Annotated in this window: 11 protein-coding genes; 4 read left to right on the top strand and 7 right to left on the bottom strand. The window is 25.6% G+C overall.

Annotated elements, in window-relative coordinates; translation table 11 throughout:
* Window positions 1–307: 307 nt before the first annotated feature.
* A complete protein-coding gene (locus ABHC41_RS13935; RefSeq protein WP_166505341.1) occupies window positions 308–991 on the bottom strand; it encodes an MBL fold metallo-hydrolase in 684 nt (227 codons plus the stop codon).
* Between the two features lie 231 nt (window positions 992–1,222).
* Between ABHC41_RS13935 and ABHC41_RS13930 the strand changes: the two genes are divergently transcribed.
* Complete coding sequence (locus ABHC41_RS13930) at window positions 1,223–1,618, top strand: (deoxy)nucleoside triphosphate pyrophosphohydrolase (RefSeq protein WP_166505340.1); 396 nt, start codon at window positions 1,223–1,225, stop codon at window positions 1,616–1,618.
* A gap of 113 nt (window positions 1,619–1,731) precedes the next feature.
* Here ABHC41_RS13930 and ABHC41_RS13925 read toward each other — a convergent pair whose 3' ends face one another.
* The 6 genes from ABHC41_RS13925 to ABHC41_RS13900 form a co-directional block, all read right to left on the bottom strand.
* A complete protein-coding gene (locus ABHC41_RS13925) occupies window positions 1,732–2,931 on the bottom strand; it encodes a S41 family peptidase (RefSeq protein ID WP_195237673.1) in 1,200 nt (399 codons plus the stop codon).
* A gap of 279 nt (window positions 2,932–3,210) precedes the next feature.
* Window positions 3,211–4,056, bottom strand: coding sequence for a creatininase family protein (locus tag ABHC41_RS13920; RefSeq protein WP_166505338.1), 846 nt, complete (start codon window positions 4,054–4,056; stop codon window positions 3,211–3,213).
* Window positions 4,057–4,071: 15 nt separating this feature from the next.
* Window positions 4,072–5,448: a glycoside-pentoside-hexuronide (GPH):cation symporter gene (locus tag ABHC41_RS13915; protein ID WP_166505337.1), complete on the bottom strand. Its 1,377-nt coding sequence runs from the start codon at window positions 5,446–5,448 to the stop codon at window positions 4,072–4,074.
* 118 nt (window positions 5,449–5,566) lie between these two features.
* A complete protein-coding gene (locus tag ABHC41_RS13910) occupies window positions 5,567–6,466 on the bottom strand; it encodes an AraC family transcriptional regulator (RefSeq protein ID WP_166505336.1) in 900 nt (299 codons plus the stop codon).
* A gap of 1,161 nt (window positions 6,467–7,627) precedes the next feature.
* Window positions 7,628–9,046 (bottom strand): hypothetical protein, encoded by a 1,419-nt coding sequence (locus ABHC41_RS13905; protein ID WP_271892848.1) that lies wholly within the window; start codon window positions 9,044–9,046, stop codon window positions 7,628–7,630.
* A 1-nt stretch (window position 9,047) separates the two neighbouring features.
* Window positions 9,048–9,584 carry a sigma-70 family RNA polymerase sigma factor gene (locus tag ABHC41_RS13900; RefSeq protein WP_166505334.1) on the bottom strand — a complete coding sequence of 179 codons (537 nt, stop codon included), beginning with the start codon at window positions 9,582–9,584 and terminating at the stop codon, window positions 9,048–9,050.
* 162 nt (window positions 9,585–9,746) lie between these two features.
* Between ABHC41_RS13900 and ABHC41_RS13895 the strand changes: the two genes are divergently transcribed.
* From ABHC41_RS13895 to ABHC41_RS13885, 3 genes are all read left to right on the top strand, one after another.
* Window positions 9,747–10,136, top strand: coding sequence for a GntR family transcriptional regulator (locus ABHC41_RS13895; RefSeq protein ID WP_166505333.1), 390 nt, complete (start codon window positions 9,747–9,749; stop codon window positions 10,134–10,136).
* Entirely contained in the window at window positions 10,129–11,223 is a 1,095-nt protein-coding gene (locus ABHC41_RS13890) for a DUF5808 domain-containing protein (protein WP_166505332.1), read from the top strand. Before ABHC41_RS13895 ends, ABHC41_RS13890 begins: the two co-directional genes overlap by 8 nt.
* Window positions 11,224–11,403: 180 nt before the next feature.
* On the top strand, window positions 11,404–12,312 hold the full coding sequence (locus ABHC41_RS13885) for a CPBP family intramembrane glutamic endopeptidase (protein WP_166505331.1): 909 nt from the start codon (window positions 11,404–11,406) through the stop codon (window positions 12,310–12,312).
* Window positions 12,313–12,340 lie beyond the last annotated feature (28 nt).

Below are 12,340 nucleotides of genomic sequence, written 5' to 3'. Positions count from 1 at the left end.
TATTTATATATAATTATACATTATTTTGCCTTTTTTTCAAATTAATAGTAAAATTTATTTTTAAATTTAAATTATAAATATATTTTACAACTATATAAATATAAGCAATTATTCTTATAAATTTATACATTTAAAGGATACTACTTAATGAAACTTAGTTATACAAAATTCCATTCGAATACTAAAAATATTATAAGTATAATAAAATAGGGTATCGTATTTCACGATACCCTATTTTATTCTATATGTTTATCATTATATACAGTATAAATTTCTTTTGTAACTATCAATATGTTCTACTTACTTATTACTTGATATCAAATTCTCTATTTATTTCATTAACATGAATAATTCTATCCTTATAATCTTTAGATTCCTCCATTTTAGATAACTTATCTACAAGAGAATAGTCCCCGCAACAATGCATAGGAAAAGCTAATTTAGTATTAGTGTTTCTCATAAATTCATCAAATCCTAAATAAAAGTATTTTCCTTGTCTAGAATCAAGTGGTACAAATGCAATATCAAAGTATCTATCTTTTATCTTTTCTATTTCATGTTTATACATCTTTTCCATCTTTTTATTTTCACTATCAATTTCACCTTCCCAATGCCACCAATTCAAATCACCTGCATGATAAATAGTCTTACCTTCTACAGTTATTATAAATGCCACTCCTAAATCTGTTGATTTTAAGGTTTCTATTTTCATTTCATCAAGGTATACTGTTTCATTTTCCTTTACAAAATAAATATCTTCTTCTTTTTTAACCTTTATATCATCTGATAATATGTATTTTATGTTTTTATAATTGGCTCTTAAATCAAATACTACCGGACTAAAATGGTCACTATGATTATGACTTACAAAAACGTAAAGTTTCTTGTTTTTATCAAATTTTGGTAGATCCCCTTCAAAATAATCAAATAGTAAGATATTTTTTTCAAGTTCTACACAAAAGCTACTATGATGAATATATGTTATCTTCAATGTTAACACTCCTTTTATTCTATTTATTATATTCTATATTATTTTTACCCTTATTAAGTCATATAAATTATATACTTTTAAATGTTGTATACTTTTTACTATTTTTAAATTTAATTATATTATATATATTATTCAATTATTTTCCTATTACAATTATCTATACTTATATATTTATAATGTATTAAACATGGAGTATAATAAGTAAATATAAAAAAACTAGAGGTGAAACAAATGAAGAAAAAGGTAAAAGTAGTTGCTGCTATAATAGAAAATGATAATAATGAAATCTTATGCGCGCTTAGATCACCAAAAATGGTGCTTCCAAATATGTGGGAGTTTCCAGGCGGTAAAGTTGAAAAAGGCGAATCATTATATGAAGCTATAGAGCGCGAAATAAAAGAAGAGTTAAAATGTAATGTTAAAGCTATAGATATATTTAATGATATTGATCATGAATATGAAAATTTCATTGTGAATCTTATATGTTTGAAGTGTAAATTAGTTGAAGGTAATCCAATGGCTTGCGAGCATTCTAAGATTATATGGTTAAAAAGAGAAAACTTAGATTCTTTAAAGTGGGCTCCTGCTGATATATCTGCTGTTAATAGATTGATAAAAGAAAGGTAATAAAAATGATAAATAGGATGAAAATATACTTGTGTAAAAGCAATTTAATTACATTCTATTTATCATTTTTAATAATATTAAGAAGGTAGCTTTATTTAACTTTTGCTTGTTATTTAAGCATTAATATTTTCAAGTTGTAATACCTTTTTTATGCAGTTATCATTTTTAAAATTTGTAGTTCTTTTACAGTCTTTTATTTCAAAATCTGGAGTAGTTTTAAATTCTTCATCACATATTCCATCTTTATTTAAATACATACCACTTGCCATCCTAACTATTAAGCCGCTATTTTTTAACTTAAACAACACAGGGTCTAATCCTCCACCATCTCCTCCAGTAGTTTGTCCTATTAATGTTGCAAATTTAGTTTCCTTACAGAACATAGAAAATGACTCTGATGATGAATATATTTTTTCATCTACAAGCAAGTATATATTACCTTTAAATTTTAAATCATTATTAGATTTTATAGTATAAGACGTATTTTCAAAATCACTAAACTTTTTTAAAGTCTCCTCTGGCGCATTCTTCTTTACATTCATTGGTAGATTTTCTATAGGTTCTAACTTTATATTTCTTACATCAGTATATCTTTTAACTATTTTACTATTATTTCTATAAGTTCTATAACCATTCATTTTAATATCATTTTTTATAAGCTTAGATACTATTCCTTGCCAATACCTATCGCTTCCTCCTAAATTTCCTCTTATATCAATAATTAAAGCTTTGTATTCTCCTAATGTGTTAATATAATCTCCAATCATCTTTAGATCTTTATCTGTAGATCCATTCTTTGATGCCATTGATGGTAAGTATATGTATCCAACCTTATCTTTAATTACATCTTGTAAAATTAACTCTTTTTTTAAGAGAATATCCTTTGGTATTTTTATTTTAGGATTTATAGAATTATATCTATCTACCACTTTTTTATCGTCAAGAAAATCATACCAATTATTCTTAGAATATGATTTTTTAAAAAGTTCATATCTTTTTTTATTGTCTATTAATTCAGTATGCCTATTATTTAAATCAGATAATATAGATGACATTTCTTCTATAAATTCTTCGTCATTTTTAGTATTTTTAATTCTTTTTAGATATTTGTCCTTATTTCCTAGCCAATCTATATTGTTACGTCTCTTATTTACATCTAGATAAGGATATCCATTTTTTATAGCATCATAAGCATACTCAAAATCCTCTATCTTCTCTTCCTTAGATAGTTGACCCTTTTTAGGATAATTGCAATTACCTACTGCTATTATAAATATAAAAATAATTGCTAAAAACAATATTTTCTTTTTCATCCAATTCACATCCTTATTGTTCCAATAATCTTAAACATTGTAACATTACTTTACAAGAAAATCTAGATTACTAAATTATGTATGTATTTAATTTTGTATATATATTTCTCCCAACAATTTGTTCAAAAAACTAAATTCATTGCACATCTTTTAAGTATTACATTCATGAACTCTATATAATCAATATATCTTTCGCTAATTGTAAAAAGGATATAAGCAAATTTTTATAAAATTTACTTATATCCCCTATCTTTGCAAATATTATTATATTTTTTCTCTCTATACTCTAGTTTTTGGTAACCATTCTCCATATTTAGGAGCTACTTCTTCATTATAGAATTTATCTAAATCATTAATCATTTCAACTACATTTTCCATATCTATATCATCAACAATTTGCTCTATAAGCTCTATCCCACGTTTAGCATATTCTAATCTTTGTTCTGCAGATTCAACTCTAGGAGTTGGCATATGGTCTTTAGGATCCCCAAAATAATATCCTATAGATCCTGATTGATAAGCCATATCAAATAAAGGATTTGCAAAAGCAACTGTTTGCTCTACTTGTTCTGAAAAATCCATTCCTTCGCCTATGCTAAGCGGTATATCTTCTAATCTCCCCATTAGTTCATATGCACCAAACGATATGTAATGAAAATCATTGATATCTTTAAATACGCCAGATGATTTCTTAAACATTGACATACATAAATCCAAGTATAATATAGGAACCTTAGTATCATCAAAAAAATCTCTAACCATCGGGCTACAAGTCATATGCGCTGGTCCATGAAAACTTATATATATTTGTCTTTTAAAACCTTTTGTTAATAAGCTTTTAGCTATTTGATATAAGTAATCTATTCCTGCTCTTACACTTACTTGAACTGTACCTCTACCTGAAGCTGTAGCTCCTGCATAAAAATATGGTAAATTATTAAGTACTAACCCATTAACTTTTTCTGCCATTTTTAATGCAAAGGCTTCAGATATTACAGTCTCGCAGTCTAAAGGCATTCCACCATGCATTTCTACTGTTCCAACTGGAACTATTATAATATCATTTTTATCTAAATATCTTTCAACTTCATAATTTGTTAATCTAGGTAAAAAACGAGTACGCATTTATTATTCTCCCCTTTATCTTCTTTCTTTTAATTCACTATACATTTGTTGAGTTTTTTTATTATTTAAATTAAATATTAAACCTATTCCTATAAGTTCAAGTATACATGTTACAACTATTATACCTGTGCTTAAATATCTTATATTTTCAGCAACACCTACTGGTTGAGATGCAGCTCCTGCAACATATCCTATTAACCCTAAAGCATAACTTGCCACTGTTGAAGCTAAAGTTGACCCTATCTTACGAGAAAATGTATATATAGAGTACATTGATCCATCATTACGTTCGCCTGTTATCCACTCATGATAATCTAAACAATCTGTTACTAAAGCCCAAATTATAACTGTAAATACACTTTGTCCTATGCAGAATATAGTATTTAAAATTAAAAATACATATGGGTTTGGTATTGGTACTAAAAATAAACCTACAGAACCAATAGTATTAAATAAAACAGTATAAAGTATTAAGTTTCTTTTTCCAAGTTTTTTAGTAAGTGTAGGTATGAATACTACACAAAGTATTGTAATTGGTAAAGTTGCAATAGTAGCCATTGTTAATATTTGAGGAGCATTATAATACTCTTTATATAAATATGTCCCCATTGAACTATTAGCAGTAATATATAATAATGAACCTACTGTAGCAACCATTACACCAATTAAAGGTCTATTTTTTACTACACTTTTTAAAACATTAAGATAGTTGAATTTACTATCTGTATTATTTTCTTGACTATGTCTTTCTGTTGTAAGTGTTAGTAATCCTATATAACAAAGTATAGATAATATCCCAAATACAATAGCAACTTTAAAAAATGCTGATGGTACAACATTTCCACTTTTATCAAATAAAATTTGAGGTAATGCCGCTAAAGCGCCAAATCCAACAATCATTCCTCCAAGAGAACGAGCACTAGATAATTTAGTTCTTTCAACTGGATCTTGAGTTATTACAGCTGCCATTGATCCATATGGCATAGATGTTCCTGTGTAACACATACCATATAATATATAAGCTACAGATACCCATATATGTTTTGCCGTATTACTAAATGAAGATACATCTGTAAAGCATAATACCCCTGATATAGCTAATGGAACTATGAATAGCTTTATCCATGGTTTAAACTTATCTCCTGATTTACCTATTCTCCATCTATCTGGAAATGATCCCATAATAGGGTCATTTATGGCATCCCATAAACGTGAAACTAAAAACAGTGTTCCCATATAAAATGGTGATATACCTAAAACATAAGTACAAAATGTTAAAAAGAATGAATCTACATATAAGTTAATAAAGCTTCCACCCGTATCACCTAGTGTATATCCTATCATATCTTTAAAACCAAACTTTCTTTGACTACTCTCAATTTTAATATCCATTATTCCCCTCCCTAAGATATCATTTTTAAGATTTTTTTAATGATTTTAATGTATTTAGCAATATATTGTTATTGCTTTATATAATATATACTAGTACACTAGGAAATCGTTTTGAATATTATATTTTGTTGGTAATATTGGTAATCTTGCTATTCTTACTTATTTTTTTCATATATTCACTTGGTGTCATATTATTTACCATTTTAAATGCTCTGTAAAATGTAGCATAATCATTATAACCGCATTCTTCATATATCTTGCTTGGTAATAATCCTTGATGCATTAATTTCTTTGCATTTTCCAACCGTTTATGTGTTATATACTGACCTATTGAAATTCCTAAAAGTTTCTTGAATTCATGAGAAATATAATATTTACTTACAAAAAAGTACTTTTCTAGGTAATCTAATGTTATTTTTTCGTTATAATGTTTATTTATATAATCAACAATATAGGACATTAAAAATCCATTCCCTACTCCATTAGATATACAATCAACTTGATTCATACTCATTCTATTAAACTTAGCTAACATTAGTCCTAATATAGAAGTTGAATATATATCACTTGCATAATCATCACGATAATGCTCATCTATAAACTGATCTAACATAGAAATTATGTATTTACAATCTGGTGCATTTGGATGTAAATAGTTGCAATAATAAATGGAGTTTTTATTAAAGCATAAAGATAAATCACTTTTCATCGTCGATATTTTTTCCATATAAGACTTACTTATCCATAATACTATACGTTCATATGTACTCTTAGTATCTAAAAATACAGGTCCATGCTCCTCATCTGGAGGAATTAATATAACATCACCATATCTTAATTTATACTCTAAATCATTAACCTTATACTTAATATTCCCAGATAAGAAAACACATACTTCATAAAAATCATGTACATGTATTGGAATTTCATTTTTGACTATATTTTTATAATAGAAAATTTCAAAATCTTCACTATCCATATTCTGGTTATATCTAAAAATATTAACCTTTGACTTCAATATATTCCCCCCTAAAGTCATAATTTCTGTCTATTTATAATTATTATATTCTTAAAATTAACTAAATTCAAATAATAATTATAACTAAAAAAGATCTATTTCAATATTTAATCAAATACATTTATTTTTAATTTTACCATTGATACATGGCTAATAAGTCAACCATCAATTCGCTCACTAATGCTATATTATTTTTGACATTTTGGTATGGTTAAGTAACATCTAAGTCTAAGTTAGAGAATCTAAATATAAGAGGGGAAATTATAGTTACTAGCTATTTTCTATATTTCTTCTACACTTTCATCCGTAAATCTATCTTTATTTCAAAGTTCTTTTCTTTACTTTAATCCTAGTCTACTTGAAGTTTTTGCATCTATGATTATTTAAACTTAAATTAAATCTAACACCATGTATTATTATTTTTATGTTTTTGTCAGTGTTTTCTTATTTAACCCCATTATATATAACTATATATATTTCTAAGTATATTTATTATCCAATTTATTAGTCTATATTATCTTTTTTTAATAAATATATTCCAGATTGCAAAGATAATTATTTTAACTTTAAAGTTAGTACTATGATAATACTTTTTTGGATTTTAGTGATAAATAAAAATTTTGCAAAAACCTCCTTTTTTATATACCATTATTTAATCCTACCAGGTAATTACTGCATTTATTTTATTATTCTACTTACTACAGATTTACCTAGCTATATTAATCTTTTACACCTTAATTCTTTACGCATTATAATTAGTATCTTGTTTAGATATCTATAGTTTACAATTTCAAATATTATGTTAACATTAATTTTACTTTTTTAAGTTATAAATTCTTTATATAATAGTTTGATGTCTATGTTTTATAGACTCTCTTCTATACTATTTCTTATACTGAGTCTGACAAATCCATAAATGCAATTTATAAAGTTGCTAATGGAGTTGATAAAATAATTCTATCATTGTCTCCTCATAAATACAGTAAATACTATAAAAATTTGCACCATTAAAAAATAAGTGCAAGTGATATTGATTTATGTTTAAATAATTAATATAAATTTCCCAAGAAATATTTTCTGAATATTTTTGTAATTATACTTATTTAATCTAAAAAGACAGGGTATATACCCCGTCTTATTATAATTCATAGAGTTATTTTTCTAATCAATTAACTTTATTACCCAAGGTCCATTTACTGTATAATCAGATGGTGACATATTAAATTCCGTACCTCTGGGTTTATTTATACCTTTATTACTCATATATATATCAATATTTCCATACATCCCATCTTTTATGGCATCTTGTGATGAACTAACAAAATTAGATTTAAATCCACCCAATATACTCGGTATAGGATCTATACTTATATAATTTAGCTTCACATTATTATCTTTGTTATCTGGATAAGCAATCTTTATATTATAAACATCTTCTTTGTTTAGTATTTTCCTTTCTACACTTTCGATTATTACTTTGCTGTTTTTAAATGTTAACTCATTATTTTTATCTTTGATATCTATAGTTTTATAAATTTCTAACTTCTCATTAACTTTTAGCTTCGGTAATTTTACCTTTGTACTTTTAAGCTTTTGTCCCTCTCTATTAATACCTATATCAATACTACTTACTTCTATCTTATAAGGCTTTTCTAATTCTTTAGTATTAAATTTAAATCTATTGTTACTAATACCTTCTAGAACATATTCTCCTTCTATCTTTTTCCCATTAGAATCTATTAAATATATGCCACTACCTATATTTTTATTTATATCATTCCCATAGTTATCTACTTCAAAATTCATGTTTTCATTTTTAGGTATCGCCATAAAATCTACATATAAATTATTATTTTCCTGAGTAGTTAAGGCACTTAGTGTTATATCATTTTTAGTATCTTTCGGGACATTTTTATTGTATTCTTCAACTGATTTTGCTTCTATTAAGTCTATATCAAATTCAACTTTAGTTATATTATCATTTTTATCTCTTAATTTTATAATGTATTTAACCTTATCATTTTTATTGTACTTATTATTAAGATATGTTCCTGTATGCTTTGTCCAAGTATTTTCATCTAACTTTGTATAAGTATCCTTCATTATATCTTTGTTATTTACTATTAACTCACTTTTAATATATTCAAATCCTTTTATATTTTTTGCAGTTTCATTTATTATTATATTTTCGTCTTTTGTATCTATATAAAAGCTATCTATTGTTATACTTCCATCACCTACTTTTTTAGTTATAGGTTCTCTTAGGATATATACAGCTTCTTCACTTTTTATTATTTTTCCACTAGAAATATCATACTTATATAGATGGTCCACTAATGCTCTTATTGTAGGAGTTCCTATTATTAATATTAATGATATAGATGCTACTAAAGTTCTTATTTTTTTATTTTTGTATTTTTTTAAATTAGATTTATATATTTTCTCATAGGCTTTATTCTTTATATTTTCTATATCTTTTTCATCTAATTTTATATCTTCATTGAAGTCATCAAATTTAAAATCTAATTTATCTATATTATCAATACCTTCAATTAATTTTTGTGTATACTTATCTTTCATATTAATACCTCCTCTCTAACATTTCTTTTATTTTTAACCTACATCTATATAGTCTATTTTCTACTGATGCCCTCGTGGTTTTGTATTTAGTAGCTATGTCATCAATCTTATAATACATAAAATATTTAAGATAAAAGTAAGTTTTATCAGGTTCTTTAAAGCTATTTATAACTTTTACTATTTCCTCACTACTTTCTCTATCAAGAGCTATATGTTCTATACTTATATCATTTGATATATCTTTTTCTAAATTATTATGTAACTTGCTTTTTTCCAATCTTCTTTTATAGTCTAATGCTAAGTATTTAGTTTTCATATATATAAATTTGCTAAAATCTCCTCTCTTTTCATCAAATTCATTTATACTTTCCCACACCTTATAAAATACATCACTTACGCACTCTTCTACTTCTTCTTTCCCATAAAAGCCTATTATTTTATTTACTAAAAAATAAACCTTACTACTATAGGTATTAATTATATAATCTAGACCTTTTGGGTCTTTTCTTTTTATTTTCTTAATCATTCTTTTTTCCATATATATCCTCCCCTATATACTATATACTACGTCTAATATTTTTAAAATCTCTTAAACTTTTTTAATAAATTGTATTAAATAAATTTATTTTAGTTGTAACACACTACCTATCTGTTATATAATATATATAACAAATAGAATTTATAGATTTGGAGGTGTAATATGCTTTTAGATTTAGATTTTAATAGCGAGGTTCCTATATATACCCAAATAAGGGAACAAATAATAAAATCAATTGCTAGTGGTGATTTAAAAATAAATGAATCACTTCCATCTGTCAGAAATATGGCTAGTGAAATTGGAGTTAATCTACACACAGTAAATAAAGCATATAATTTACTAAAAGATGAGGGTTACATAAATATAGATAGAAGAAAAGGAGCTATTGTAAATTCTCTTCCTCTACAGAAAAATGATACTAATGATAAAAATATAAAATCAAATTTAGATTTATTAGTAGCACAAAGTTATCTTTTAGGTATCTCTCGTGAGGAATTTTTAGAGTATAGTATCAAATTATTTGATAAATATGAGGTGAAAGACTATGAATAATACTTTGGCTTTAATTATTAATTTACCTATTTTAGCATTAGTATATGTACTTACTTATTTTACACAAGCGTTAAGTGGTAAAAGACAATTTTATGGAGTTAGCTTAAATAGTGATTATTTTACTAAAGATGAATTTAAGAGATTAGATAAGAGGTTTAAAAGTTTATTGACCCTTGGATTTATAGTATCTGTTTTGCTTTGCTTATTTATGATATATGTTCTTAAAAACTATGTAGGATCTTCTATAGTTCCAATACTAGGATTTACTATATATGAATTTGCCATATATATAGATGTTTATAATAAAGTAAAGGCCTTAAAAGGAAGGTTAGTGTCAACGGTTGATGATATAGAATTAGAAAAAACTAATATTATATTAGATACTGACTTTTTAAATGAAAAAAATAGAATCATAAAAAAATACTCTATATTATATACTATACCTATGATTATAGTTTTCATTGTTGGTATTTATGCTTTAACTAAATACAACTCTATGGCTGATATAATTCCTATCCACTGGGGATTTAATGGAAAGGCTGATGGTTTTACTGAAAAATCATTTATGAGTGTATTTGGAATGATAAGTATGCAAGTTGGTATATCAATTATAATATATATCTCAGCTGTCTATTCTTTAAAATCTCGTATAAAGCTATCTAGCAAAGATTTTGAAAATAGTAAAAAAGCAAACCTTAGATTTTTAAATCAAAGTGGTTTAGCATTTTTTATACTAAATGCTCTTACTCAAATTTTATTTATAAATATAATAATAGCTATAGCTCACTCTGGTGATATAAATCAAGCTATAATGATAGTTTGTACTATATTAATTATACTATCATCTATATACTTAACTTATATATACTATAAATCACCAGTTAAATCTAAGGACGCCGTATATTCTATTGACGATGAAGATGATTTATGGATATGGGGGACTTTTTACAATAATCCTAATGACCCATCATTATTTGTGAACAAAAGATTTGGTGTTGGATGGACTATAAATATCGGTCATTTAAAAGGTAAAATATTTTTTATACTTCCATTTATACTGATATTAATTGCATTACTTGCAGTATAACTAATAGCTTTAAGGATATATTATATCCTTAAAGCTTAAACTCTAATGCTCTTCATAATTAACAATTCACTAAAATAATTTATAAAATTAGCATAATTTAATATAACTATATAATAAAACTTATAAGCTATCATCACTTAATAAAATTTACAAAACAATAATTATAAAGGGGTTTTTAAAATGAAAAAGGTAAACATATTTTTATTAATAACTTTTTTTCTAACTTGGTCAATAACATTTATAATATTTAAAAGTGGGGGGCTAACTGGACCTTTTGCATCTATCGGTCTGATACTTTGCATGATGATGCCTGCCTTATCTGTATTGATTACAACTTTAATTACAAAATCTAGTTTTAAAGAAATTTGGATAAAGCCAAACTTCAAAAAAAATATAAAGTACTACTTTATAGGATATTTTTCACCTGTAATTTTAATTATACTAGGTTCAGCTTTATACTTTATAATCTTTCCATCTCATCTTGATTTAAGCATGAATAATGGAGTGGAAAATCTTAAGCTTCAGTTACAATCACTAGGTCAAGCACTTCCAAGTGATTTAGAGCTTAAATCTGCTATGATTATCCAATTATTTGTTGGTATTTTTTTATCACCTATATTAAACTTTATCCCTTGTCTTGGAGAAGAGTTAGGTTGGAGAGGATATTTGTTACCTAAATTAATAGAAAATAATAGTTACTTTAAATCTAGTTTAATAGCTGGTGTTATTTGGGGTATATGGCACGCGCCTATGATAGCTATGGGACATAACTATGGTGTAGGATATATTGGTGCTCCATTTATAGGAATATTTGCTATGGTTGTATTTTGCATAATGACTGGTGCTATATTTAATTATATAACTATAAAAACTAAAAGCTGTATTCCAGCTACTTTTGCTCATGGTAGTTTAAATGGTTTTGCATCAGCGGGCGTTATATTCTTATCTATACCTAATCCTAACATGTTTATAGGTCCCGCTCCTGTTGGCATTATTGGAGGGTTCTTCTTTATAGTAGTTGGTGCTATATGTTTATTAAAAACTAAGAAATTAGATGAAGAAAATATAGAAACTAAAACAAAAGCTTAGTTTATAAGTTTATAATAAAAGAGTAAGT

Source organism: Romboutsia sp. 1001216sp1, from assembly GCF_039841805.1.
In the GTDB taxonomy this organism is placed as follows: domain Bacteria; phylum Bacillota; class Clostridia; order Peptostreptococcales; family Peptostreptococcaceae; genus Romboutsia_C; species Romboutsia_C hominis.
Note: the sequence above shows the minus strand (reverse complement) of the source record. Positions and strands in the feature narration are given on the sequence as shown.

Excerpts from the sequence above, each read along its gene's own strand:
- ABHC41_RS13915 (WP_166505337.1), bottom strand. The coding sequence starts at position 5,448 with ATGGATATTAAAATTGAGAGTAGTCAAAGAAAGTTTGGTTTTAAAGAT.
- ABHC41_RS13905 (WP_271892848.1), bottom strand. The coding sequence starts at position 9,046 with ATGAAAGATAAGTATACACAAAAATTAATTGAAGGTATTGATAATATA.
- ABHC41_RS13890 (WP_166505332.1), top strand. The coding sequence starts at position 10,129 with ATGAATAATACTTTGGCTTTAATTATTAATTTACCTATTTTAGCATTA.
- ABHC41_RS13900 (WP_166505334.1), bottom strand. The coding sequence starts at position 9,584 with ATGGAAAAAAGAATGATTAAGAAAATAAAAAGAAAAGACCCAAAAGGT.
- ABHC41_RS13925 (WP_195237673.1), bottom strand. The coding sequence starts at position 2,931 with ATGAAAAAGAAAATATTGTTTTTAGCAATTATTTTTATATTTATAATA.
- ABHC41_RS13895 (WP_166505333.1), top strand. The coding sequence starts at position 9,747 with ATGCTTTTAGATTTAGATTTTAATAGCGAGGTTCCTATATATACCCAA.
- ABHC41_RS13885 (WP_166505331.1), top strand. The coding sequence starts at position 11,404 with ATGAAAAAGGTAAACATATTTTTATTAATAACTTTTTTTCTAACTTGG.
- ABHC41_RS13920 (WP_166505338.1), bottom strand. The coding sequence starts at position 4,056 with ATGCGTACTCGTTTTTTACCTAGATTAACAAATTATGAAGTTGAAAGA.
- ABHC41_RS13930 (WP_166505340.1), top strand. The coding sequence starts at position 1,223 with ATGAAGAAAAAGGTAAAAGTAGTTGCTGCTATAATAGAAAATGATAAT.